This window comes from Nocardia pseudovaccinii (genome assembly GCF_050942345.1).
Lineage (GTDB): Bacteria > Actinomycetota > Actinomycetes > Mycobacteriales > Mycobacteriaceae > Nocardia > Nocardia pseudovaccinii.
Window position 1 is genome coordinate 3,283,177 of record NZ_CP192074.1, and the last position, 23,259, is coordinate 3,306,435.

The window sequence follows — 23,259 nt, forward strand, 5'->3', positions numbered from 1 at the left end:
TCCTGAGGTGATGGATTACCGATTGACATCGACGACGATGCGGCCCCGCACCGTGCCTGCTATGAGCTGACCTGCGGCATCGATCGCATCCCCCAGCGCGATCTCGCGGGTGATGGCCTCCAGCGCGGCCGGATCCAGATCGCGCGACAGGCGGCTCCAAGCCGCGAGACGTCGCTGTTTGGTCGCCTGCACGCTGTCGATGCCGAGCAGAGTCACCCCGCGCAGAATGAACGGTGCGACCGTCGACGGAAAGTCCATGCCCCCGGCGAGACCGCACGCCGCGACCGCGCCGCCATAGCGGGTCTGAGCGCAGGCATTGGCCAGGGTGTGACTGCCGACGGCATCGACGACACCCGCCCAGCGTTCCTTCTGCAGCGGCCTGCCGCCGTCGGCGAGTTCGGCCCGGTCGACCACTGTGGCGGCACCGAGTCGCAGTAGGTAGTCGACCTCCGCGGTCTTGCCGGTCGCGGCGGCCACGGTGAAACCCGCCTTGGCCAACAGGGCGATCGCGACACTGCCGACACCGCCTGTCGCGCCGGTCACCAGGATTTCACCCTGGTCCGGCCGCACGCCGTGGTCCCACAACCCGTCCACGCACAGGCTCGCCGTATAGCCAGCCGTGCCGATGGCCATCGCCTGCCGGGCGGTGAATTCGGCGGGCAGCGGCACCAGCCAATCCCCGTCGACTCGGGCGCGCTGCGCCAAACCACCCCAATGTGTTTCGCCGACACCCCAGCCGTTGAGCACGACGTTGTCGCCGACCGCCCACGCACCGTCAGTGCTCGCCGTGACGACACCCGCGAAATCGATGCCGGGCACCATCGGGAACTTGCGGACCACCGGCGATGTGCCGGTAATGGCCAGGGCGTCCTTGTAATTGAGCGTGGAGTACGCCACCTCGACGGTGACGCTTCCGTCGGGCAGGCGGCTTTCGTCCAAGCTGCTGGGCGAAACCGATTGCCCGGCTTCATCTTTCTCGATCAACAGTGCGGAAAACATTGGCGGAAGTCCTTTCTGGCGTCCGTCATCGCGCGGTCCAGCCGCCGTCGACGACGATGGTTTGACCGGTGACGTAGCTCGCGGCATCGCCGGCGAGCCAGACGATGGCGCCGACGATGTCGTCGGCGGTCGCTTGCTGGGGTAGTGGGGTATTACGGCGCAGATACTCGGCGCCGCGCTCGCTGTCGTAGAGCGAGTCGGTGATCTCGCTGCGGAAAAAGCCGGGTGCGACGGTATTCACCCGGATCGAATACCGGGCCCACTGCACCGCCAATTCGGCGGTCAGGCCCGACAGGCCCGCCTTGGCCGCAGCGTAGGACGCCTGCGGGATGCCGGGGATGCCGACGCGGCCGCTGATCGACGAGACGTTGACGATCGCGCCGCGTCCGATGGCGCGCATATGCGGAAATACCTGCTGCGCCAACACAAATGGTGCGAGCAGATTGAGATCCATGGTGTCGCGCACATCATCGAGCGTCTCGGATTCGGCGCGCTCGGTGGTGAACCGGTTTCCGGCGGCATTGACCAGAATCTCCGGTGGACCCAATTGTCCGACCACGGACGACACCACGCCACCGATGCGCTCGAGATCGGACAGGTCGCCTGCGACGGCGATGCCGTCGACTCGCTTCGCGAGTTCGGCCAGCCGGTCCTGCCTGCGGGCGACCACCGCCACCCGCGCACCCAACGATGCCAGCGATTGTGCCGCCGCCGCGCCGAGGCCGGACGAGGCGCCGGTGACGATCGCGACCCGCCCGTCGAGATCGAACATGCCGGTCACCTGGTCTCCCCGGTATCCCGGTGATGGACGACGAGCTCGGCAAGGCGGGTGCGGTCGACCTTGCCCATGGCATTGGTCGGCAGGGCAGCGACCCGGCGCCAGATCTCCGGCACTTTGTATGCGGCGAGCGCCGTCCGGCACAGATCCGCGAGATCTCCGAAATCGAGTGCGTCACTGGCTGATTCGACCAATGCCGCTACCCGTTGCCCGAGTCTGTCGTCGGGTATCGGGCACACCGCGACCTTGTCCACATCCGGATGGGTCCCGATGACTCGCTCCACCTCCAGCGGGTAGACATTGGCCCCGCCCCGGATGATCACCAGCTTCTTGCGATCCAGCACCGTCAGCCACCCCGCGTCGTCGACGGTTCCGATATCACCGGTGGCGATCGGGCCGGATTCGCATGCTCGGAGACCGCCGGATTCCCAGTACCCGAGCAACGGCCGCCACCGATGCGCCCACGGCCCGGACGTGGTTGCACGCAGCCGCAATTCGCCGAGTTCGCCCGCAGGTAGGCGTTGGCCCTCGTCGTAGGCCGCGACGTCGTATTGCGGCAGCACTCGTCCGCTCGAGCCCGGCCGCCAGTCGCCATCGGCAGGGTCGATCGACACCACCGTCGGCGCCTCGGTGAGGCCATAAGTGGCTCGTGGCACGACACCGTGGGCGGCGGCGAAGGCCATCCGCAGCTGGTCCGGAGTGTCACTGCCGCCGCTCCACACCTCCCGTAGCGAGTTCAGATCCAACTCCGGACGCCCGGCCAGATCGAAAAGCTGTGCGGGAGCACCGTTCCAGACCGTCACCCGGCGTGTGGCGATCCACTCCGCCACCCCGTCGACATCGCGACGGTCCATGATCACCGCGCAACCACCGGCTTGTGCGGTGAGCAGGGTGGACAACACCATCAGGTTGAGGATCGTCAGCGGGAAGCTGTCGCCCTTGCGCAGGTCGGGTCCCCAGCCGCGGGTCGTGACCAGCGCGGCGCCCGGAAGCAGCAGATTGCGCTGGCTGTGCACGACGGCCTTCGGTCGTCCGGATGTACCACTGGTGAAAGCGATCGCGGCGGGTGCGTCGATATCGGGGTCGACCGCTGGAGCCGCCTCGGCGCGAGCGATGAGCTGTGCCCAGCGTCGGGTGTCGACGCACTCCGGCGCAATCAACCGGCAGCGCGGGCCCGCGAGTACGACCGTCGGTTCGCAGAGCTCGTAGAGAGCCTGCTGTTCGCTCTCGGACAGTGCCTCACCGATGCCTGCCCACATCGCACCGATCCGTTGTGCGCCATGGAAAGCCGCGACGATCGTCAGATCATTGGGCAGGCAGGCGGCCACCCGATCGCCGGGGCGCACACCGAGCGACCACAGCGCGCCCGCGGCCCGTCGCGCCTGCTCGTCGAGTTCCGCATACGACCAGATACCCGAGGCCGCCTCGATCGCGGGCGCGTCCGGGCGGGTGGCAAGCGCGGTGTCGAGGACCCGCGCGATGCTACTTTCCACGTCCTCTTGATATCAGTATCGTTGCTATCCTTGCAAGGATTAATCTTATAGTCTGTCGACGCTGGCGGTGCTCTGGGGACCGCGCCGAATCGTGGAGGCTGAGGCAGATGCAACGTTCGGGTCCGTTGTCCGGGGTGCGGGTCGTGGATCTCACGGCAATGGTGATGGGGCCCTACTGCACTCAGATCATGGCCGATATGGGCGCGGACGTGATCAAGATCGAACCCCCGGCGGGGGACAACACCCGCTACATCTCGGTCGGACCCGAATCGGGTATGGGCGGGGTATTCGTCAACGTGAACCGCGGTAAGCGCAGTGCGGTGCTGGACCTGCGCTCCGCGGACGGAAAGACCACACTGCGTGAATTGATCGGCACCGCAGACGTTTTCATCCATTCGATGCGCGCCAAGGCGATCGCCGATCTGGGCTTCGACTACAATGCGGTCGGCGCGCTGAATCCGTCGATCGTCTACACCAATTGCTACGGTTACGGCCGCCGCGGACCGGATGCGAATCTCACCGCCTACGACGACACCATCCAAGCCGAATGCGGCCTGCCGTTCGTGCAGGAGCAATTGACCGGTGCGCCAGGCTATGTCGGCACCATCATGGCCGACAAGGTGGCCGGCCTGACGGCGCTGTATGCCACCGTCATGGCGCTGTTCCACCGCGAGCGGACCGGTGCGGGCCAGGAGGTGGAGGTCGCCATGTTCGAGACCATGGCGGCGTTCCTGTTGGTCGAGCACGCCAACGGCGCCCTGTTCGACCCGCCGTTGGGCGCCGCGGTGTATCCCCGTGCGGTGACGCCGAATCGGAAACCGTATCGCACCGCCGACGGCTATATCTCCGCGCTGGTGTACAACGACAAGCAGTGGTCGGCGTTCGTCGACGCCGTGCAACCATCATGGGCGAGTGCGGAATTCGCCACACTCGAGCGGCGGGCTCGCCGGATCGATACCGTCTATGCGCTACTCGGTGAAACCTTCCGGGAACGTTCGACGGGGGAGTGGCTGGAATTGCTGCGGTCCCTCGATATTCCCGCCGCGCCGGTCCGCACCCTCGACGAACTGTTCGACAATCCGCACCTCAACGCGGCCGAATTCTTCGAAACAGTCGAATCCCCCTACGGCGCAGTGCGTTTCCCTGGTCCGCCGACCTGGTTCTCACGGACACCAGGTCGTGTCGCGGGTCCGGCGCCCCGGCTCGGTGAGCACACCGCCGAGATCGTCGGCGAGATCGGCGTGGTGGGGGAGGCGCGCGCATGAAGATCATCTCCGGCACCGACCTCGATGTGCGCGAATTCTTGCGTCCCGGCGATCGCATCGTCATCGGTCAGGCCTGCGGTGAGCCGACCACCCTGATCGAGGCGCTGATCGCGGGCGGCGGCGAGATCGGCGGGCTGTCGGCATTCATCGCGACCAGCTTCTCCGGTCTGTTCACCGAGCAAGCGACGCAAAGCTTTTCGCTGTCGAGCATGGGCGCGATCGGTGCACTGCGCGCACTGGCCGAAGCACACCGGCTCAGCGTGATCCCCTGCCATGTCAGCCAGGTCGCCGCGCTCATCGAGGACGGGATCATCGGCTGTGACGTGGCCTTTGTTCAGGTCGGTCCCACGGACGCGCGCGGCAACCACAGCTTCGGCTTGATCAGCGATTATGTACGCGCGGCCGTGGCTCGGGCCCGGGTGGTGGTCGCGGAGGTCAACGAGCAGGTGCCGTGGACCCACGGCGAACAGCTGTCCGCAGCCGAAATCGACTACGCCGTAACGGTTTCGCGGCCGCCGGTACGGGTGCCGCCCGCGCGCATCGGTACGACCGACACGGCTATCGCCGAGCACGCCGCCGCATTCATCGAGGATGGATCGGTCGTGCAGACCGGAGTCGGAGCGGTGCCGGACGCCATCCTGCGCCTGCTGCACGACCGCCGGGATCTCGGCGTGCATTCGGGCATGATCGGTGACGGGCTTGTCGATCTGGTCGAGGCCGGAGTGGTCACCAATGCGCGCAAACGCATCGACCGCGGCGTATCGATCACCGGCGCCTTGATCGGCACCGGGCGACTGTACGAATTCGCCCACCGCAACCTCGGTATCCGCATGTGCCCCACGTCGTATACCCACAATCCGGAAGTGCTTGCCCGGCTGGACAAGCTGGTGACGATCAATTCGGCGCTGGAGGTCGACCTCACCGGCCAGGTGAATGCGGAGCAGAGCGGTTCGGCCTACCTCGGCGGTACCGGCGGTCAGGTGGACTTCGTGCGCGCCGGGACGCGCTCGCGGGGTGGGCATTCCATCATCGTGCTGCCCGCGACCGCCAAAGGCGGCGCCATCAGCCGGATCACGGTCGGCCTCTCGGGGCCGGTCACCACCGCGCGCAGCGATGTGGACGTGATCGTCACCGAATTCGGCGCGGCCGAACTGCGCGGCCGGACCCTGGCCGAGCGTGCACGCCGCCTGATTGCCATCGCCCATCCCGACTTTCGGGAAGAGCTGGCGCGCGCCGCCCGCACCATCGCTGAGAGGGGATTCTGATGAGCGACGCTGTCCTGTTCGACGCCCGCGACGATGGCATCGCCGTGATCACGCTGAACCGACCGGAGACACGCAACTGCCTGGCCGCCGACGTGCGCGCGGGACTGGCCGCGGCCTGGGACCGGTTCGAGCGAGATCCGGCCCTGCGCATCGCGATTCTCACCGGCGCAGGTGACAAGGCCTTCTGTGCGGGCGGCGATCTGAAGGAGATGGTGGAGACCGGTATGCGGGTGCCGCCGCGCGATATGTTCGCGCTCCCGTACGACACGATCGAGCTGTCGAAGCCCACGATCGCGGCAGTGAACGGTGTTGCCTACGCGGGCGGCTGGATGATCGCCCAGGCCTGCGATCTGTGTGTCGCGAGCAGCACCGCACGCTTCGCGATCACCGAGGTCAAGGTGGGCCGGAGCGCACCATGGGCGGCACCGCTGATTCATATGATCCCGCAGCGGGTCATGATGGAAATCCTGCTCACCGGCAAGCCGATAACCGCCCACCGCGCCTATGCGATCGGCCTGGTCAATCGCCTCGCCGAACCGGGGGAATTGCTGGCGACCGCGCTCGAGTTGGCCACCGAAGTTCTCGCGGGCGCTCCGCTGTCGGTGCGGGCGGCCCGGGAAACGGTCATGCTCGCCACCGAGATGGGTCGTACGGCCGCCCTGCAAGCCGCACGGCACGCGGCCGAATACTGCTACCGCAGCGAAGATGCGCAGGAGGGGCCGCGCGCATTCGCCGAAAAGCGTTCCCCGCGTTGGCAAGGACGATGAGCCGTGCCATCCGCGACCGATCATGCGCTCGTGCGGCCGCTTCAACTCTGGGGTGAACCCTTCAGCATCGGCTGAGCAAGCTCGGCCTGCACGAGATCGTCGGAAAGGGAGGCGGCGCACCTCGATACGAGATCGAACGGGACAAGGAGCGGCCGAACGGATGTCGAGTTCGGCCGCTCGGTCGTACCTCGGAACCACGTATCCGATATAACGAAGTCGGATTCTCGGTAGGAACGTGGAAGTGGGCTCGAATGGATAACGGCGATTTCAAGAACAAGTACGGGCCGGTGGCGCTCGTCACGGGCGCATCATCGGGCATCGGCAAGGCGTTCGCCGATGTATTGGCGGCGATGGGGCTGGACCTGGTGCTGGTCGCCCGTCGACTCGATCGGCTGGAAGAGTCGGCCGCAAAGCTGTCGCAGGAACACGGTGTACAGGTGCGGCCGGTTCAGGTAGATCTCTCGGCGCCGACGGCCACACAGCAGATGCTCGACGCTACCGGCGCGCTTGATATCGGATTGGTGGTCAGCAACGCGGGCTTCGGCATGAAGGGTGCGCACGCCGACAACGATCCGCAGGCGATGGCGGACATGCTGATGGTGAATTGCCATGTGCCGATGCAGTTGGCCCACGGTTTCATCCCGCGCCTGCGTCGACGCGGCCGCGGCGGCATCATCTTCACCAGTTCGGTCGAAGCCCTCATGGGCTGCCCGTATTCCGCCGCCTACTCGGCGAGCAAGGCGCTGGTCAAATCGTTGGGCGAAGGCCTGTGGGCAGAGCTCCAGCCCGACGGGATCGATGTGCTGACGCTGTGCCCCGGCGCAACGGAATCCGAAGCCGCAGCCAACCAGGGCATCGACATGTCCACACTGCCCGAAGTGATGTCGGCCGAGGAAGTAGCGCGACTCACCCTGGAGAATCTCTCCAACGGTCCCGTCTTCATCAGCAGCGACTACTATCGGGCAACGTTCGAGACACTCCTCTCGATGCCGCGGCGCGATGCGCTGATGGCGATGGCGGGCAGATGAGGCGCTGATGCCGGAGCCTGTGCGCCTCATCGGGGAAGGGGATACGCCTAATTCGGGCCGATGATTCCGCGGCGGATTTCGCCGGGGCTGTGTGCGATCTTGGATGGGTCGCGGGTTCGGGACGAGCGGAGTTGGTAGGGCACGCTGGTGACCATGACGCTGGGTTCGAACAACAGCCGTGCTTTGAGTCGCAGCGAGCTCTGGTTGTGCAGCAGGTTCTCCCACCAATGTCCGACGACGTATTCGGGGATATAGACGCTGACGACGTCGCGGGGTCGGGATTGGCGTACCCGTTTGATGTAGTCGATCACGGGGCGGGTGATCTCGCGGTAGGGCGATTCGATCACCTTGAGCGAGATGGCCACGTCCTGGCGTTCCCAATCCTGGGCCAGGGCACGGGTTTCGGGGTCGTCGACGTTGACGGTGATGGCGGTGATCGTGTCGGGACGGGTGGCGCGGGCGAACTGCACGGCGCGCTGGGTCGCCTTGTGCCAGCCGGAGACCAGCACGATGGCGTGCACCCGGCCAGGCAGGGTGGGGGTGTCGTCGGGGTCGATGTCGAGTTCGGCGCGCACCTTCGTGTAGTGGCGATGGATGAGGTACATCACCAGCACCAGCAGCGGCATAGCGATCACGACAAGGTAGGCGCCGTGGCTGAACTTGGTGATCATGACGACGACGAGGACGACACCGGTGAAGCAGGCCCCGAACGCGTTGATCAGCCTGCCGCGGTGGATGCGTAGTCGCTGCGCCGCGGTCGTCGCACTGCGTAGTTCGCGGTTCCAGTGCCGGACCATGCCGGTCTGGCACAGCGTGAACGAGGTGAATACGCCCACGATATAGAGCTGAATGAGCCGGGTGGTCTGCCCGTCGAAGGCGTAGATGAGTCCGGCCGCGACGACCGCGAGCAGGATGATGCCGTTGGAGTAGGCCAGGCGGTCACCGCGAGTGTGGAGTTGGCGGGGCATGTACCGGTCTTGGGCCAGAATCGAATTCAGCAGCGGGAACCCGTTGTACGCGGTGTTGGCCGCCAGGATCAAGATCAGCGCCGTGGTCACCGTCAAGTAGTAGAACGCGATGCTGCTGCTGCCGAAAACGGCCGCGGCGATCTGCGCGATCACGGTCCTCTGGGCATCGGTGCGGCAGTCGCCTGGGAATCCGACGAGGTCGCAGGTGTTCTCGGTGACCTTGGTGTGGGAGATCATCGCCAGCGCGGTCACTCCGGAGAACATGGTGATAGCGATGACACCCATTGCGGTCATGGTGCGGGCCGCGTTCAGTGCCTTGGGTTTCCGGAACGCGGGCACGCCGTTGGAGATCGCCTCCGCGCCGGTCAGTGCGGTACAGCCGGACGAGAATGCACGCAGCGCGAGGAAAGCCACCGCGGCCGCACTCAAACCGACATGTTCGGCATGGATCTCGTAATGTGCGCTTTCGGCAACGGGTGCGTGCCCGAGCAGCGCCTGGCCCGATCCGATGGCGACCATTGCCAGCACACCGACCACGAATCCGTAGGTCGGCACCGCGAACGCCCGGCCGGATTCGCGGACCCCGCGCAGATTCATCGCGGTCAGCGCCACGATGAATCCGATATCGATCAGTACTCGGTGCGGGTTCAGGTCGGGGACCGCGGAGATGATGTTGTCCACGCCCGCCGCGACCGACACCGCCACGGTCATCACGTAATCGACCAGCAGCGCCGCCGCAACCACCAAACCAGGGATCGGACCGAGGTTCTCGGCCACCACCTCATACGAGCCGCCACCGGAGGGATAGGCCTTAACCACTTGGCGATACGACACCGCGACCACCGCGAGCAGCACCACGACGCCACCGGCCACCCACGGCGTCAAATACAGGTAGCTGAGCCCGCCGAGGGTGAGGATGAGCAGGATCTCCTGCGTCGCGTACGCGACTGAAGACAGCGGGTCGCTGGCGAAGATGGGTAGCGCCAGTCGCTTCGGAAGCAACGTCTCACCGAGCCGATCGCTGCGAAACGGGCGCCCCAGCACAACTCGCTTAGCGATGTCGATCGGTGAAACCACGATGAATGAGCGTAAGTCCCGAGCGACACGCCGAGTCCGGCGAAGCCGTAGGAATATCGTAAAAAATTGCCGAGACGCCGGAAGAAGCACATCAAGAAGGTCCTACCTGGCCATTCAACCGAGGCCGATCCTGCTTTTGTCGGCGCGCGCGATGGCGTGTGTCCTGTTGTGCCCGCTCCGCCCCGTAATTGCAGCACCGTCCTCATCGCCATCGAAGCCGCCCAGATCCACCAGGCCCAACCCAGCCCCGTCGTGACCGAAATGACCCGCAAAATCACCGCGGCCCTCGACGCCTGACCCCATGCCGACCCACGCCGCCACCGTGTCGCGAAGTCCCGCACCCGACTCCGCGACACGGCAATGCGCGGCGGATCAGCAGGTGGTCCACGCGGCCCAGATAATCCAGCTGATCACCGCTGAGCCGGACTCGGTCCCCGGTCCGAATACCGCGTGGAAACCGTTGCGCCCGTGAAATCCTGGATGACCGTCGGTGCGGTCGAACCGGCGACTGCTCCTGGCTTGCGATCGCCTGATGCCCTCGACACAGATGACATGTAAACAATCCCGCGAGCCGAGCCGGTAGTGTCCGCCACGATGCGCGAGCATCCGATCAGCAGCCCGCGCCGAGGAGGATCACCGTGGCCGACACCTCACCCATGACCACGCCCAGTGCTGGACCGGCGCCCGATCATGGTGGGGGCATTCAGGATTCGGCGCGGCCGGCGTTGGTGATCGGGGCACTCGGCGTGGTGTTCGGCGATATCGGGACCAGCCCGATCTACACGCTGCAAACAGTGTTCAACCCGGAAGATCCGCATCCGGTCCCGGTCAGCCGGGACAACGTGTACGGGGTGGTGTCACTGATCTTCTGGTCGGTGATGATCATCGTCACGGTCACCTACGTCCTGCTCGCCATGCGTGCCGATAACGAGGGTGAGGGCGGCATCATGGCACTGATCACGCTGCTGCGCCGGTGGAGTGCCCCGCAGGGACGACGGGTGGCCCTGGTGCTGTCGGCGCTCGGAATCTTCGGCGCCTCCCTGTTCTTCGGCGACAGCATGATCACGCCTGCGATCTCGGTGCTGTCCGCGGTCGAGGGTCTCGAGGTCGTGCGCCCCTCGCTCGGGGAATTCATCGTGCCGATCACGGCTGTGATCATCGTGGCGCTGTTCATGGCGCAGCGCCACGGCACCGCCGCCGTCGGCCGGCTGTTCGGCCCCGTGATGATCGTCTGGTTCGTCACCATCGGCGCGTGCGGAATAACCGGAATCGTCGATCACCCGGAGATCTTGAAAGCGCTGTCACCCACGTATGCGCTCGGTTTCCTGTTCGGTCACTTCGGCACCGCGTTCTTCGCCCTCGCCGCTGTCGTGCTCGCCGTCACCGGCGCCGAGGCGCTCTATGCCGACATGGGACACTTCGGCCGTCGGTCGATCACCCGGGCCTGGCTGATCCTGGTGTTCCCCGCCTGCATTCTCAGCTACTTCGGACAGGGCGCATCGATTCTGGCCGACCCCGGCAACATCAGCAGCCCGTTCTTCCTGCTCGCACCAGGCTGGGGACGACTACCACTGGTGGTCTTGGCGACCGCCGCGACGGTGATCGCGTCGCAAGCGGTGATCACCGGTGCGTACTCGGTCGCCTCCCAGGCCGCCCAGCTCGGCTACCTTCCGCGACTGCGCATCGCACACACCTCCGAATCCACCATCGGGCAGATCTATGTGCCGTGGATCAACTGGCTGCTGATGGTCTCGGTGCTCACTCTGGTTTTCGCGTTCCGCAGCTCTACCGCGCTGGCTTTCGCCTTCGGTATGGCGGTCACCGGGACGATCACCATCACCACTCTGCTGTTCTTCTATGTCGCCCACGTGAAGTGGGGCACCCCGTGGTGGCTGATCGGTCTCGGCGCAATCCCGCTGTTGCTGGTGGATCTGTTGTTCCTCGCGGCCAACATGACCAAGTTCGTGCACGGGGCGTGGCTGCCGTTGCTGATCGGGGTCACCGCGTACACCGTCATGACAACCTGGCAACGCGGCAGGCGGATCGTCACCACCGAACGGGAACGCCGAGAAGGATCACTGCGCGAGTTCATCGACGAACTCCAAAGCGGGAAACCAGCATTGCAACAGGTGCCCGGCACAGCCATCTTCCTCAACCGCGGCAAGCAGACGGCACCGCTGGCCATGCGCGCCAATGTCGAGCACAACCACGTTCGGCACGAACACGTTGTGATCGCGGCGATCCAGACCGAGCCAGTACCCCGCGTACCAGTCGCCGAATGCGTCACCGTCGATCACCTCGGGTACGCCGATGACGGCATCATCCACGTCACCGCCCGCTTCGGTTACATGCAGACTCCCGACGTGCCACGGGCACTGGCCGCAATCGACCCCGCCGAGACCGAGGGGCAGCTGAACCTGGACCAGGCGTCGTACTTCCTGTCGAAGATCGAACTGCGACGCGGTACCGCGCCCACGATGGCGATGTGGCGCAAACGATTGTTCATCGCCACCTCCTACATCACCGCCGACGCCGCCGAATACTTCGGCCTGCCCCGCGACAGCACCGTGATCATGGGCTCGCACATCGAGGTGTAGCACCGTTGGCGGCCGCCTACGCCCCCCACGAGGCGGCCCGGTGCTTCATCTTACGCGGCGTCGAGGGCCGCGGTGATCTTGCGAGTCATCTCGGTCATGGTCGGACTGGGCTGGCCCTTGCGGGCTCGGGTGGCTGCTTCGATGGCGACGAGGACGGTGCTGCGGAAGTTGTCGGCCTCCGCCGGGGCCTGCTGCTCGAGCAGGCTCATGGCTGCCGTCAGTGCCGGCAGCACCTGGTCTGCCAGTTCGGCTACGGACTTGCCTTTCAGATTCATACCCGCCGTTGACTTCTCGGCGAGCACGTGTCCGACCACGCCGGTCGCGGAGGACAGGGCGAGGCTGCCGTCCGTGGCGATCTTGTGGGCCGAGCCGCCGACGGCACCGACGGCGGTCATGAGGGAGACGGCGCCGAACGCCGCGGTGCGCAGGGTCAGCTTGTCCTGGTCGGTCAGTGTGACGGACATGGTTGGGTTCTCCTTCAAATCTGTTGTGATGAAAGTTGATTGGACGCTGTTCGTGTGAACACTGTTGCCAGTCCGGCTGACACCGACCTGACACCGACCTGACACACCCGCTGATACGGTGTTGGGACTGGTCACCGGTCCGCATCTCGAATGCATTACCCGGGTCGTCGAGGAGGACTTGATGTTGCCCGTGATCTATTCGATGAGCGTGTCGCTGGACGGTTTCATCGCAGGACCAGGCGGCGACATCAGTTGGAGCCCCCTGACGCGGAGCGGATGCGTTTTCGTATCGAGCAGACTCGTCACATCGCCGCGTACTTGTGCGGGCGCAGCTTGTACCAGGAGATGCTGGTGTGGGAGACCGCCGAGCAGACCATGTCCGGCGCGGCGGAGTTGGAGTTCGCCCGGATCTGGCGGGCGATCCCGAAGGTGGTGTTCTCTCGGACGCTGAATGCGGTGGTCGGGAACGCGCGCCTGGCCACCGACAATATCGCCGCCGAGTTCGATCGACTGCGTGATCAGCCCGGTGCGGGCGTGGTGTCCATCGGCGGGGCGGGCCTGGCCGCGGCTGCCATCGGCGAGGACCTGATCGACGAATATCGCCAGTTCGTCAATCCGATCATCCTCGGCGGCGGTACCCCGTACGGCGACCGGGCACGTTCGAACGATCGCGTCACGATGCCGCTGGGCGGGCGATCACCGACCCAGATGCGCTGCGGCTCAGGACATCCCGCTCATGCCGATCTCGGCTAGCGGCCGGGGTAGATGTTGCAGAAGTCTTCGGGTTGCAGGAGGCTGCCCTCGCGCGCGATGCGCGCCTGCTCCTGAGTGATGCACTCCTGATACTGCAATCGCCGATCCAGATCGTTTTGGTCGTCCCCGCTGAGGAACCCGGCGATGAGCGAACCCAGCACCACGACCACCGCGCACACGATGGCGACCACCCGCTCCGTCGGCACAGAGGCCAGGCCTGCTGGCGCCCCACCGTCCTGCAGTGGCGAACCATCCCTCGACAGTCGGCGGTCGGATGTACCCATCGCCGACACCAGGTCATCCGGGCGACCCGGTGTCCGGTCCACAGTTGAACCGTCCGTTGGATGGGAGTATGTATTTTCGCCGATGTGTCGATCCTGTTGTCCGAAGTCATCTGTCACGATGAACCCCCATTCGCCGATTCCGTTGTGCCGGAAGTAATATCGCGGACTCGGCCTGGAGAATGCTGAACACAACCTTGTAAACCGGCCAACGCACTTGGGTGACAGACGAACTCGCTATAGCTTGGGGTCAGCCCGCCGCGCCCGCGTGGCAACATCCGTGCAAATCCCATTCCGACGTTTCGGTCGAGCCACAACCATGGAGCGGCAGGCAATCTCGCCGGAACGCTTGCTCATGCCGATTATCGGGCGGTAGGCAGTGATCGGACGTTGGTACCGTGAGGCCGAAGCGCTCGGCGGTAGGTGTCCATGGGAGGAGAGCGCATATGCCCACGGTGCGGCGGTTCTGGATCGAATTCGATCTGGAGCACGAACCAGATTTCCGGGTTGAGCTCTGCCAGGGCGTCGGTGTGACCGGATTCGACGAGCGGGACTGCTTGGCGATGGTGGCGGATCTGCTCCCCGACGACACGGAGTTGCCCCCGGTGCGCCGCATCACGGTCGACATCTCACTGGCCGAGAAACTCCCGGTGCACCCTCCCACTCTCGGAGTCCCGGTGTGGCGAGGTGTGTGGTACCCACCCATGAACCTGCGAACCGGGCCGACGTGGCACCCCCGCGGCGTCGATCGAGCGTTCAACCCCTCCTATTACCCGGCGCCTGTCGCGAAATCACGCCCTCACCCAAGGGCCAGTGAGACTTTGCGCGCGAAGACCAGATGGTGGGACGAAATCCCGCACATCAATCGTCTGCTGTGGCCGCTCGTATACATGCACTACGCAGACTTGGGTGACCAGATGTGGCGTTTTGCCCCGGCAGAGCGCGAAAACGTCGCCACGAATCCGGTCTACGGGGACATGATGCGTGACGCTCTCGACTACATGATCGCGCGGCGCCCGACGCCGAGCGAATGGTTCGACCCGACCAAATCTTGGTTTTGCGATCAACGGGAACTGGACGAGTATCTGCGGGCCTTCCGAGACTATTTGTTCGGAGATCGCTTGGAGCCGATCTCCCCTCCCGGCAACAATCGATTTCCACCCGATGCGGGAACTGCAACCGATGGTCGAGCGAGAGAGTCGGGTGGACAGAACGTCCCGTAAGTAGCCGCTTATCGGCGGTTTCCGCTGGCGGTCGGTGGATCGCGGAAGATCTTGCGCCGCATTCGCAAACGCTTGCATCGAGCACAGGCGCCGGGCCGGTAGGGTCGGTTTGATGGAGTGGAGTTTGCGGTCGGCCGAAGAGCTCGCGGCTGCGTTGCGTGCCGGTGAGGTGACCTCGGTGGAACTGACCGACGAGGCGATCGCTCGTATCGAGCGGGACGACAAGGTGATCAACGCGATCTGTGTGCCGGACTTCGACCGTGCGCGTGCCGCTGCGCGCAGTGCCGACGAGGCGCGTGCCCGCGGCGAGGATCGGCCGCTGCTCGGCATTCCGGTGACGGTCAAGGAGTCCTACAACATGGCCGGGCTGCCCACGACGTGGGGCATACCGCAGCAGCGGAACTATGTGCCTGCCGAGGACGCGGTGCAGGTGTCGCAACTGAAGGCCGCGGGCGCGGTGGTGCTCGGCAAGACCAATGTGCCGTTCATGCTGGGAGATCTACAGAGCTTCAACGAGATCTACGGCACCACCAATAACCCGTGGGATCTCGGCCGTACTCCGGGTGGTTCCTCGGGCGGATCAGCGGCGGCCCTCGCGTGTGGGTTCGGCGCGCTGTCCATCGGCTCCGATATCGGCGGTTCGCTGCGCACACCGGCGCATTTTTGTGGCGTCTACGCGCATAAGACGTCATACGGGCTGGTGGCGAGCCGCGGTCATGTCCCGCCGCCCGCGCCGGCACTGCCGTCCGAGCGCGACCTCGCCGTCGTCGGGCCGATGGCGCGCACCGCCCGCGACCTCACACTGCTGCTGGACGTGATGGCCGGCCCGGACCCGCTGACGCTGGGCGTCGCATTCGACTTGGCTCTTCCGGCCGCCCGCCACGAGCGGCTTTCCGATTTCCATGTCCTGGTCATCGACGATCATCCGCTCATTGCGACCAGCTCCGCTGTGCGGGCCGCGGTGAACCGAGTCGCCGACGCGCTCGTCGGCGGCGGCGCCCGAGTCGAACGGCAAAGTACGTTGCTGCCCGATCTGACCGAGGCCGCGACGCTCTACACGCAGTTGCTGCTGGCGAACCTGGCCGCAATGTATCCCGTGGAGCGGTACGAGCAGATTCGGACCCACGCCGCCGGACTGAACGCGGACGACCAGAGTCTCCACGCGGCGCGGTTGCGCGGCGCGGTGTTCAGCCACCGCGACTGGATCGAGGCCAACATCCGTCGTGAGCGCCACCGCCAAGGCTGGCGGCAACTCTTCGCCGAGTTCGATGCCGTGGTCTGTCCGATCACACCGACTCCCGCTTTCCCGCACGATCACAACCCCGATCTGGGAGAGCGGCGGATCGACATCGACGGCGTGGCCTACCCGGGCGCCGACCAGCTTGTCTGGGCCGGTCTGGCCACCATGCCCGGTCTCCCGTCCACCGCCATACCGGCGGGCCGGTCCCCCGAGGGCCTGCCGGTGGGAGTGCAGCTCATCGGTCCGATGTTCGAGGACCGCACCTCGCTGCGGCTGGCCGAACTGCTCGAGCAGGAGATCGGCGGTTTCGAGGCGCCGACGTCAGTGGCCGAGCAGGTTCGATAGCCGACAAGCGGACTGAAATGTGTTGCTGCGCTATGTGACTCGCGGTCTGCGCAGTCCGAGTATGCGGCGGCCGATGTCGAGCAGCTGACGGTTCAGCGTCTCCTGATCGACATCGCTCGGCGCGCCGGAGGCAGCACCGGCTAGCCCCGTCAGCACCGCCGTGGCCGCGATGACACCATCCGGTCCCGGGGTGAGCTCGGCCAGTAATGCGACAGGCCGATCGATCACCTTGCGCCAGTCCGGTTGCTGGCGCACCACCCGAATGACGCTGGGGTCGGTGGTCACGACCGCGGCGATCGATCGGCTCGCGGCGGCGAGTTCGGCGTAACCGATCAGCATCGACTCCGCGCGGGCGCGGGCGGTGCGCTGCTGTTCTGCGGTCTCGATCACCGACCGGAGTTGTTGCAGCAGTGGGTGCAGCACTGCGAGGAGTAGTTGTTCTCGGGTACGGAAGTGGTAGTAGATCGCGGCCTTGGTGAAGCCGAGCTCATCGGCGATCATCTGCAGCGAGGTCCCGGCGAAGCTGTGCCGGATGAAAAGTGCTACCGCGACGTCGATCAGGCGCTGTCGACTGTCGGCTTCACGCGCGACAACATCTGCCCTAGTCATGACGTTCCTTCCGGTGAGCTCATCGTGATGCCTAAGACTGTACTTGACGATCGGCAAGGCATTTACTTTACGAACGGCTAGCAATCTACTTTACGAACGACTAGCATTTCCTGGTGTCGGCGGCCCGTTGGCCGTGGTATTCGATATGACGGGAGCTACAGATGCCGCATTTCGCGAAGCCCGCGGAGGGGTCGTGGACGGAGCACTATCCAGAACTCGGCACCGGCCTGGTGTCGTTCGAGGATTCGATCTCGCCGGAGCACTATGAGCTCGAGCGCAAAGCGATCTTCGCGCGGACCTGGCTGAATGTCGGTCGGGTGGAACAGCTTCCACGCAAGGGCAGCTACTTCACCAAAGAGCTCGCGGTGGTGAACACGTCGCTGATCATCGTCAAGGACAACGATCAGCAAATCCGCGCTTTCCACAATGTCTGCCGCCATCGCGGCAACAAGCTGGTCTGGGACGACTATCCGGGCCAGGAGACTGCCGGTACCTGCCGACAGTTCACCTGCAAGTACCACGCCTGGCGCTACAGCCTCGAAGGCGAGGCCACCTTCGTGCAGCAGGAGCAGGAGTTCTTCGACTTCGACAAGGACCGATTCGGGCTGAAGTCGGTGCGTTGCGAAGTGTGGGAAGGCTTCATATTCATCAACCTCGATGACGATGCCGCGCCGCTGACCGACTATCTCGGGAAGTTCGCGGAGGGCCTGGCGGGCTACCCGTTCGGCGAGATGACCGAGGTGTACAAGTACCGGGCCGAGGTCGGCAGCAATTGGAAGCTCTACATCGACGCCTTCGCCGAGTTCTACCACGCGCCCATCCTGCACGCGAAGCAGTATGTGTCCGGTGAGTCGTCGAAGCTGTCGAACTTCGGCTTCGAGGCGCTGCACTACGAACTGGACGGGCCGCACGGCATGGTGTCCTCATGGGGTGGCATGGCACCGCCGAAAGACCTGAATATGGTCAAGCCGATCGAAAGAGTATTGCGCAGCGGCAATTTCGGCGCCTGGGATCGCCCGGACATCCCCGCGCTGGACAATCTGCCACCCGGTCTGAACCCCGCCCGGCATCGGGCATGGGGCCTGGACTCCTACGTCTTCTTCCCGAATTTCATGATCGTCGTGTGGGCGCCGGGCTGGTACCTGACGTATCACTACTGGCCGACCGCCTACAACAAGCACATCTTCGAGGGCACCTGCTATTTCGCCCCCGCGCGCAATGCCACCGACCGGTTGCGTCAGGAACTGGCCGCGCTCACCTTCAAGGAATTCGGCCTGCAGGACTGCAACACCCTCGAGGCCACCCAGACCATGCTCGAATCACGGGCGGTCACCGAGTTCCCGCTCAATGACCAGGAGATCCTGTTGCGGCATCTGCACAAGCAGGCCACCGACTTCGTTGCCGGGTACCAGGCGCAGTCACGAAACGGCTGACTGCACCAGCCGGTCGCGCAGTGCGGTGAGAGTCGAGGGCGATAGCCCGGCCCTGGTACGCAGGTAGCCCTCGATACTCCCGTGCTGTTCCCGGAGCGAGGTGAGCAAGGTGGCCATCGCCAGCCGTGGCGCGCCGAACACCGCGCGGTAGCGTGCGGGGTCGACATCCTCGGGGAGGCGGGCGAGTAGGCGGGGCAGGCGCCGATCGGTGAAGTGGATGGCGCTGAGTTCGTAATCGTCGAGAATCGTCGTCTCGTCGACTCCGAGTGCCGCCAGCAGCAATGCGGCGGCGACGCCGGTGCGGTCCTTGCCCGCGGTGCAATGGATCAGCGCCGGTGTACCGTCCGCATCGGCTAGCTCGGTGAGGATCCGCCCGAATATCCCGGCGTCGAAATCGGCCATCCGGCCATACATTTCGGCGAGGAAGTCGTCGGGAATGTCGGCGGGCCGGGTCCGGATCATCTCGGCATTGGCCCGGGTGTGGGCGGCGGTGCCGCCGATGGTGAGCGATATCCGGCGCACGGTGGCGGGCAGGGCCGAGGGGGAGCGGTCGCGCTCCTCGTCGGTGCGCAGGTCGTAGGCGACGAGCAACCCCAGGCGTTCGATGATGGCGAGGTCGTCGATGCTGAGCCGGTGCGGAGCGTCGGAGCGATAGACCATCCCCCAGCGGGTGTATCCGCCGTCGACGGTCGGATAGCCACCGAGATCGCGGAAGTTCGTCGCACCCTGCAGGGTGAGGACACGCTCGGGCATTTGCGCCGACTCCTAATTCTGAGAATACTCTTCTTGTGAGCGAGAATAGCCTTGCAGGTCCAAAGGTTGACGTGGTGGGCCGCATTGCAGCGCGGGCTCTCGCCAAGCGGGAGGCGACCTACGCCGACGAGGTGCGCCGCTTGCTGGATGCCGCGCTGGCCGTCATCCGCGCCAGCGGAACCGCGTCGCGACCGCGCGTCGCCGATATCGTCGCGGCCGCCGGTCTGTCCAATGACGCCTTCTACCGGCACTTTCCGTCCAAGGACGCACTCATCTCCGCGCTCATCGAGGATGGCGCGGAACGCCTGGTGCGTTATGCCGCCCGCCGAATGCGCACGGCGGAGACACCGGAGGGCCAGGTGCGCCGGTGGGTCGAGGCGGTGTTGTCCCAGGCCGCCGAGGCCACGGCGACATTGACCAGGGCGGTGCTGTGGAATGCGGGCGGGTCGGCACCGGATCTCGATGGCGGGTCGCCAACGCCGAGCGATCGGCTCGCCACACTGCTGCACGGCGCTTTCACCGAATTGGGCAGTCGGGACCCGGCATTCGATGCCGGGCTCGTCGCGCACGCGACCGTCGGCAGTCTGACCGATTTCCTCTGGCGCCGGGTGGAGCCGACCGCCGCCGATATCGACCGCACGACCGCGTTCTGCCTGCGCGCGATCACCCCGATCAACTCTGGAGATAGCGCAGCGGAGCGTAATTGGCCCAACCGGTATCCGGCCAGTTGAACCAGCCCGCCGATGCCGAGGTGCCGCCGTCGGGGTGCAGAGTGGTACCGGTGAGGTAGGCAGAAAGGGCCGAGGCGAGGAAGACCACGCAGTTCGAGACATCGGTGACCTGACCGGGACGCCCGAGGGGGATGGCGACCCGGGCCCCGGCCGGATCGGACATGGCGCCGTCACCGTGTGAGAACCTGGCGAGGTTGGGGGTCGGCACGAAGTCCGGGGCCACACTGTTGACCCGGATCCGGTCCGGTGCGAGTTCGATGGCGAGGGTGCGGCCGAACTGTTCGACGGCCGCCTTCGCGGCGGCGTAGACGGCGAAACCCGGTGCGGCACGGTGTGCTTCGATGGTGGTGATATTGACGATGCTGCCGCCGCGTCCACCGTCCCGCATCCGCGGCGCCGCCAGTGCGCAGGCGTGGAATACGTGCAGCAGATTGGTGCGCAGCAGTGCGTCCCAGCCCTTCGGTGTGGTGTCGGTGAACGGCGCGCGGAAGGTGCCGCCGACGACATTGACGAGGGTGTCGAGCCGACCCCAGCGCTCGTCGACGGCGGTGAACAGTGCCGCCAGCGTATCGGGATCGCGGGCGTCACCGACCTGCACCAGGGCGTCGTGGTCGGCCATCGTGTGCCGCAGGGCCTCGGCTGCTTCGGCATCGAGGTCGAGGACCGCGGGCCGGACACCGTTGGCGACCAGATCGTGCACGATCGCCTGCCCGAGACCGCCTGCGCCGCCGGTGATCACGGCCACGGTGCCGTCGAGGCCGCTGCGCTCTTCGAACCAACCCGTCACTCAACGACCTCGCTCAACTTTGTTGAACGGCACGTCGCGGTCGGCGGCGTGTTCGCGCGGCATGCCGAGTACGCGTTCGCTGATGACGTTGCGGGCCATTTCGGTGCTGCCGCCCGCGAGGCTCCAGGCGTTGCGGAACAGATAGTCGATGCCGAGTTGGCCGACGCCGGGACCGTCCGGATCGCCGGTTACCGCTGCCGCGCCCGCGATCGTGACCGCGGAATCGGTTTGCAGCAAGGCATTTTCGGCACTGAACAGGCGCACGATGGATCCGGCCGCGGGCGGCAGTTCGCCGGTGCCGATGGCGTGCGAGACGTGTGCGATGAGTTGGTTGCGGACTACGATCATGGCCCTGGCGGCCCCGATATCCTCACGCACCCTTGGATCGTCGAGTCGGCCGGTCGCGCGCGCCAAGTCGACCAGTGTGGTGGCCTCTGCGCCGAGGTGGGGTCGCTGGCCGCTGGTGTAGGGCGAGGTGCCGCCCATGGCGGCCCGTTCGTGATTCAGCAGCCGCGACGCCGCCGCCCAACCGCCGCCGACCTCGCCGATCACGGCGTCGGCGGGTAGCCGGACATCGTCGAAGAACTCCTGGCAGAACTCGGTCGATCCGGTGACCTGTTTGATCCGCTGAATGGTCACGCCCGGCGCGGCGACCGGGACGAGGAACAGGGTGAGCCCGTTGTGCTTGGGCACGTTCCAGTCGGTGCGGGCCAGGCACAGTCCGTAGTCGGCGGCATAGGCGCCCGAACTCCAGATCTTGGAGCCGTTGAGGATCCACTCCGCACCGTCGCGGTCGGCGCGGGTGGTCAGCCCGGCCAGATCCGAGCCGCCGCGCGGTTCGGACAGGAACTGGGCCAGGATCTCCTCACCCCGCAGCACCGCCGTCAAATGCGAGCGCTTCTGCTCTTCGGTGCCCAGGTCGAGCAGGGTGGCCGCGCAGATCGCCAGGGTCGGCACATTCAGCACCAGCGGCATCTCGTAGCCGAGCGACTCCTCGGTGAAAGCTTGCTGGTGCGCGGGCGTGAGCCCTTGGCCGCCATAGGCTTTCGGGAAGCAGATACCGGCGAAGCCGCCGTCGGAGAGGATGCGCTGCAATTCGCGCGCGCGATCCCACACCTCGTCGTGGTCCGCGCCGGTATAGGTCTGCGTGGTGGGCGGGAGGTTTTCCTTCAGCCAGCGCCGGGCGCGGTCGCGGAAGCTGTCGACGGGTTCGAGATCGGTGGTCATGCGGCGCTCCGGACGAGTAGATCGGTGATGCGGCGGTGATGTTCCTCCGGGGTGCCGTACAGGGCCCGGCCGTAGGTGACGCGCCGCAGAAACAGATGCAGGTCGTGTTCCCAGGTGACGCCGATGCCGCCGTGGATCTGGACGCAGTCCTGGACGATCACCGGGGCCTTCGTACCGACATAGGACTTGGCGACGCTGACGAATTCGGCTGCCGTGGAGGGGTTTTCGTCGATGGCCGCGGCCGCGGCACGGGCGGTCGCACGGCAGGCCTCCAGCCAGGTCTTGTTATCGGCCATACGATGTTTGAGGGCCTGATAGGAGGCCAGTGGGCGGCCGAAGGTGTAGCGATCGAACATCCAGGTCACCGTGGCGTCGAAAGCACGCTGGGCGGCGCCGACCGATTCCGCGGCGCTGAGTGCCGCTGCGATATGCAGTTGCGATTGTGTTGCCGTGGTGGCGGTTTCGCCCTGCTGGACCACGGCCTCGGCGCCGACGAAGACATTCGCGAACTCGACCTGGGCGGTACGGCGAACGAGGTCGAGCGTCCAGGTCGGGGTGACCGTCACGCCCGGGGTATCGGCGCGCACCAGGAGCTGGATCGGGCCGTCCGGGGCGTGTGCGGTGACGAGGAACAGGTCGGCGCGGTCACCGGCTTCGACGCGATCTTTGAGTCCGGTTAGCCGGTAGCCGGTGCCGTCGGGTTCGGCGCGGGTGTCCGGGGCGGTGAGATCCAAACCGTGGCCCGGCTCGTAGAGCGCCCACGCGGCGATGGCATCCCCACTGACGATCTCGGCGATCACATCCGCGAACCGATCGCCCGCGGCTGCCAGTCCGGCGAGTACGGCGCTGGTGGGGATCAACGGGCCGGGCGCGCAGGTGCGACCGAACTCCTCGGCCACCAGCGCGAGCTCGGTCATCGGCTGACCGGAAATCGAGCCGCCCCCGAGCCTTTCGGGCACCAGCATCGCCGTCCAGCCCAACTCCGCGCCGCGTCGCCACCACAGGTCATCGAAACCCGATGCGACATCGGCGAGTTCACGCACCGTCTCGATCGGGACGGTCCGGTCGAGGAACTCGCGGGTCGTCGTCTGGAACAACCGCTGATCGCCGGTCGGCTCGACACTCATGATTTCCGGTCCTCCGAATCAACCGCTGAGCACCTGCTCACCGGGCTGA

22 protein-coding genes are annotated in these 23,259 nt (G+C 65.9%); 11 read left to right on the top strand and 11 right to left on the bottom strand.

Going from position 1 to position 23,259, the window contains the following annotated elements:
* Positions 1–15 precede the first annotated feature (15 nt).
* The 3 genes from acuI to ACQPZ2_RS14630 are packed head-to-tail and all read right to left on the bottom strand — an operon-like array spanning position 16 to position 3,270.
* Positions 16–999 (bottom strand): acrylyl-CoA reductase (NADPH), encoded by a 984-nt coding sequence (gene acuI, locus ACQPZ2_RS14620; RefSeq protein ID WP_433526024.1) that lies wholly within the window; start codon positions 997–999, stop codon positions 16–18.
* 25 nt (positions 1,000–1,024) lie between these two features.
* On the bottom strand, positions 1,025–1,771 hold the full coding sequence (locus tag ACQPZ2_RS14625) for an SDR family NAD(P)-dependent oxidoreductase (protein ID WP_433527428.1): 747 nt from the start codon (positions 1,769–1,771) through the stop codon (positions 1,025–1,027).
* Positions 1,772–1,776: 5 nt separating this feature from the next.
* Positions 1,777–3,270: a class I adenylate-forming enzyme family protein gene (locus ACQPZ2_RS14630; protein WP_433526025.1), complete on the bottom strand. Its 1,494-nt coding sequence runs from the start codon at positions 3,268–3,270 to the stop codon at positions 1,777–1,779.
* A gap of 107 nt (positions 3,271–3,377) precedes the next feature.
* Here ACQPZ2_RS14630 and ACQPZ2_RS14635 point away from each other — a divergent pair, with 107 nt between their 5' ends.
* The 4 genes from ACQPZ2_RS14635 to ACQPZ2_RS14650 all read left to right on the top strand — a co-directional run bounded on the left by ACQPZ2_RS14635 (position 3,378) and on the right by ACQPZ2_RS14650 (position 7,595).
* Positions 3,378–4,535: a CaiB/BaiF CoA transferase family protein gene (locus ACQPZ2_RS14635; RefSeq protein ID WP_433526026.1), complete on the top strand. Its 1,158-nt coding sequence runs from the start codon at positions 3,378–3,380 to the stop codon at positions 4,533–4,535.
* Entirely contained in the window at positions 4,532–5,800 is a 1,269-nt protein-coding gene (locus tag ACQPZ2_RS14640) for an acetyl-CoA hydrolase/transferase family protein (RefSeq protein WP_433526027.1), read from the top strand. Before ACQPZ2_RS14635 ends, ACQPZ2_RS14640 begins: the two co-directional genes overlap by 4 nt.
* Entirely contained in the window at positions 5,800–6,567 is a 768-nt protein-coding gene (locus ACQPZ2_RS14645; protein ID WP_433526028.1) for an enoyl-CoA hydratase-related protein, read from the top strand. The genes ACQPZ2_RS14640 and ACQPZ2_RS14645 overlap by 1 nt, the downstream gene beginning before the upstream one ends.
* 287 nt (positions 6,568–6,854) lie before the next feature.
* Positions 6,855–7,595 (top strand): SDR family NAD(P)-dependent oxidoreductase, encoded by a 741-nt coding sequence (locus tag ACQPZ2_RS14650; protein WP_433526029.1) that lies wholly within the window; start codon positions 6,855–6,857, stop codon positions 7,593–7,595.
* Between the two features lie 47 nt (positions 7,596–7,642).
* On the opposite strand, the gene ACQPZ2_RS14655 is transcribed toward ACQPZ2_RS14650, so the two are convergent.
* Positions 7,643–9,640, bottom strand: a complete 1,998-nt coding sequence (locus ACQPZ2_RS14655) for an APC family permease (RefSeq protein WP_433526030.1) — start codon at positions 9,638–9,640, stop codon at positions 7,643–7,645.
* 66 nt (positions 9,641–9,706) lie between these two features.
* Between ACQPZ2_RS14655 and ACQPZ2_RS14660 the strand changes: the two genes are divergently transcribed.
* Both ACQPZ2_RS14660 and ACQPZ2_RS14665 read left to right on the top strand, forming a co-directional pair.
* Entirely contained in the window at positions 9,707–9,937 is a 231-nt protein-coding gene (locus ACQPZ2_RS14660; RefSeq protein ID WP_433526031.1) for a hypothetical protein, read from the top strand.
* 359 nt (positions 9,938–10,296) lie between these two features.
* Positions 10,297–12,237: a potassium transporter Kup gene (locus tag ACQPZ2_RS14665; RefSeq protein ID WP_433527429.1), complete on the top strand. Its 1,941-nt coding sequence runs from the start codon at positions 10,297–10,299 to the stop codon at positions 12,235–12,237.
* A 50-nt stretch (positions 12,238–12,287) separates the two neighbouring features.
* Here the strand turns inward: ACQPZ2_RS14665 and ACQPZ2_RS14670 are convergent, their stop codons facing one another.
* Positions 12,288–12,701, bottom strand: a complete 414-nt coding sequence (locus tag ACQPZ2_RS14670; protein ID WP_433526032.1) for a hypothetical protein — start codon at positions 12,699–12,701, stop codon at positions 12,288–12,290.
* A 276-nt stretch (positions 12,702–12,977) separates the two neighbouring features.
* Here ACQPZ2_RS14670 and ACQPZ2_RS14675 point away from each other — a divergent pair, with 276 nt between their 5' ends.
* Positions 12,978–13,454 (top strand): dihydrofolate reductase family protein, encoded by a 477-nt coding sequence (locus ACQPZ2_RS14675; protein WP_433526033.1) that lies wholly within the window; start codon positions 12,978–12,980, stop codon positions 13,452–13,454.
* On the opposite strand, the gene ACQPZ2_RS14680 is transcribed toward ACQPZ2_RS14675, so the two are convergent.
* Positions 13,451–13,738 carry a hypothetical protein gene (locus ACQPZ2_RS14680; RefSeq protein ID WP_433526034.1) on the bottom strand — a complete coding sequence of 96 codons (288 nt, stop codon included), beginning with the start codon at positions 13,736–13,738 and terminating at the stop codon, positions 13,451–13,453. The two genes, ACQPZ2_RS14675 and ACQPZ2_RS14680, sit on opposite strands and share 4 nt — an antisense overlap.
* An 818-nt stretch (positions 13,739–14,556) precedes the next feature.
* On the opposite strand from ACQPZ2_RS14680, the gene ACQPZ2_RS14685 reads away from it, so the two are divergent.
* Positions 14,557–14,958: a hypothetical protein gene (locus tag ACQPZ2_RS14685; RefSeq protein WP_433526035.1), complete on the top strand. Its 402-nt coding sequence runs from the start codon at positions 14,557–14,559 to the stop codon at positions 14,956–14,958.
* A 112-nt stretch (positions 14,959–15,070) separates the two neighbouring features.
* The gene (locus ACQPZ2_RS14690; RefSeq protein WP_433526036.1) at positions 15,071–16,543 is read left to right on the top strand and encodes an amidase; all 1,473 of its coding nucleotides are present in this window, start codon (positions 15,071–15,073) and stop codon (positions 16,541–16,543) included.
* A gap of 30 nt (positions 16,544–16,573) precedes the next feature.
* On the opposite strand, the gene ACQPZ2_RS14695 is transcribed toward ACQPZ2_RS14690, so the two are convergent.
* Positions 16,574–17,152 (bottom strand): TetR/AcrR family transcriptional regulator, encoded by a 579-nt coding sequence (locus tag ACQPZ2_RS14695; protein WP_433526037.1) that lies wholly within the window; start codon positions 17,150–17,152, stop codon positions 16,574–16,576.
* Between the two features lie 161 nt (positions 17,153–17,313).
* Here ACQPZ2_RS14695 and ACQPZ2_RS14700 point away from each other — a divergent pair, with 161 nt between their 5' ends.
* The gene (locus ACQPZ2_RS14700) at positions 17,314–18,585 is read left to right on the top strand and encodes an aromatic ring-hydroxylating oxygenase subunit alpha (RefSeq protein ID WP_433526038.1); all 1,272 of its coding nucleotides are present in this window, start codon (positions 17,314–17,316) and stop codon (positions 18,583–18,585) included.
* On the opposite strand, the gene ACQPZ2_RS14705 is transcribed toward ACQPZ2_RS14700, so the two are convergent.
* Positions 18,571–19,338 carry a tyrosine-protein phosphatase gene (locus tag ACQPZ2_RS14705; RefSeq protein WP_433526039.1) on the bottom strand — a complete coding sequence of 256 codons (768 nt, stop codon included), beginning with the start codon at positions 19,336–19,338 and terminating at the stop codon, positions 18,571–18,573. The two genes, ACQPZ2_RS14700 and ACQPZ2_RS14705, sit on opposite strands and share 15 nt — an antisense overlap.
* A 74-nt stretch (positions 19,339–19,412) precedes the next feature.
* Between ACQPZ2_RS14705 and ACQPZ2_RS14710 the strand changes: the two genes are divergently transcribed.
* The gene (locus ACQPZ2_RS14710) at positions 19,413–20,069 is read left to right on the top strand and encodes a TetR/AcrR family transcriptional regulator (protein ID WP_433526040.1); all 657 of its coding nucleotides are present in this window, start codon (positions 19,413–19,415) and stop codon (positions 20,067–20,069) included.
* On the opposite strand, the gene ACQPZ2_RS14715 is transcribed toward ACQPZ2_RS14710, so the two are convergent.
* The 3 genes from ACQPZ2_RS14715 to ACQPZ2_RS14725 are packed head-to-tail and all read right to left on the bottom strand — an operon-like array spanning position 20,011 to position 23,210.
* Entirely contained in the window at positions 20,011–20,856 is an 846-nt protein-coding gene (locus ACQPZ2_RS14715; protein ID WP_433526041.1) for an SDR family NAD(P)-dependent oxidoreductase, read from the bottom strand. The two genes, ACQPZ2_RS14710 and ACQPZ2_RS14715, sit on opposite strands and share 59 nt — an antisense overlap.
* Positions 20,857–22,083, bottom strand: a complete 1,227-nt coding sequence (locus tag ACQPZ2_RS14720) for an acyl-CoA dehydrogenase family protein (protein ID WP_433526042.1) — start codon at positions 22,081–22,083, stop codon at positions 20,857–20,859. It lies immediately after the preceding gene.
* Entirely contained in the window at positions 22,080–23,210 is a 1,131-nt protein-coding gene (locus tag ACQPZ2_RS14725) for an acyl-CoA dehydrogenase family protein (protein WP_433526043.1), read from the bottom strand. Before ACQPZ2_RS14725 ends, ACQPZ2_RS14720 begins: the two co-directional genes overlap by 4 nt.
* Between the last annotated feature and the right edge of the window lie 49 nt (positions 23,211–23,259).

What these genes read in the sequence shown, in the direction of transcription:
- acuI (WP_433526024.1), bottom strand. Translation starts at nt 999, where the DNA reads ATGTTTTCCGCACTGTTGATCGAGAAAGATGAAGCCGGGCAATCGGTT.
- ACQPZ2_RS14625 (WP_433527428.1), bottom strand. Translation starts at nt 1,771, where the DNA reads ATGTTCGATCTCGACGGGCGGGTCGCGATCGTCACCGGCGCCTCGTCC.
- ACQPZ2_RS14635 (WP_433526026.1), top strand. Translation starts at nt 3,378, where the DNA reads ATGCAACGTTCGGGTCCGTTGTCCGGGGTGCGGGTCGTGGATCTCACG.
- ACQPZ2_RS14640 (WP_433526027.1), top strand. Translation starts at nt 4,532, where the DNA reads ATGAAGATCATCTCCGGCACCGACCTCGATGTGCGCGAATTCTTGCGT.
- ACQPZ2_RS14645 (WP_433526028.1), top strand. Translation starts at nt 5,800, where the DNA reads ATGAGCGACGCTGTCCTGTTCGACGCCCGCGACGATGGCATCGCCGTG.
- ACQPZ2_RS14665 (WP_433527429.1), top strand. Translation starts at nt 10,297, where the DNA reads ATGACCACGCCCAGTGCTGGACCGGCGCCCGATCATGGTGGGGGCATT.
- ACQPZ2_RS14670 (WP_433526032.1), bottom strand. Translation starts at nt 12,701, where the DNA reads ATGTCCGTCACACTGACCGACCAGGACAAGCTGACCCTGCGCACCGCG.
- ACQPZ2_RS14675 (WP_433526033.1), top strand. Translation starts at nt 12,978, where the DNA reads ATGCGTTTTCGTATCGAGCAGACTCGTCACATCGCCGCGTACTTGTGC.
- ACQPZ2_RS14680 (WP_433526034.1), bottom strand. Translation starts at nt 13,738, where the DNA reads ATGGGTACATCCGACCGCCGACTGTCGAGGGATGGTTCGCCACTGCAG.
- ACQPZ2_RS14690 (WP_433526036.1), top strand. Translation starts at nt 15,071, where the DNA reads ATGGAGTGGAGTTTGCGGTCGGCCGAAGAGCTCGCGGCTGCGTTGCGT.
- ACQPZ2_RS14695 (WP_433526037.1), bottom strand. Translation starts at nt 17,152, where the DNA reads ATGACTAGGGCAGATGTTGTCGCGCGTGAAGCCGACAGTCGACAGCGC.
- ACQPZ2_RS14700 (WP_433526038.1), top strand. Translation starts at nt 17,314, where the DNA reads ATGCCGCATTTCGCGAAGCCCGCGGAGGGGTCGTGGACGGAGCACTAT.
- ACQPZ2_RS14705 (WP_433526039.1), bottom strand. Translation starts at nt 19,338, where the DNA reads ATGCCCGAGCGTGTCCTCACCCTGCAGGGTGCGACGAACTTCCGCGAT.
- ACQPZ2_RS14720 (WP_433526042.1), bottom strand. Translation starts at nt 22,083, where the DNA reads ATGACCACCGATCTCGAACCCGTCGACAGCTTCCGCGACCGCGCCCGG.
- ACQPZ2_RS14725 (WP_433526043.1), bottom strand. Translation starts at nt 23,210, where the DNA reads ATGAGTGTCGAGCCGACCGGCGATCAGCGGTTGTTCCAGACGACGACC.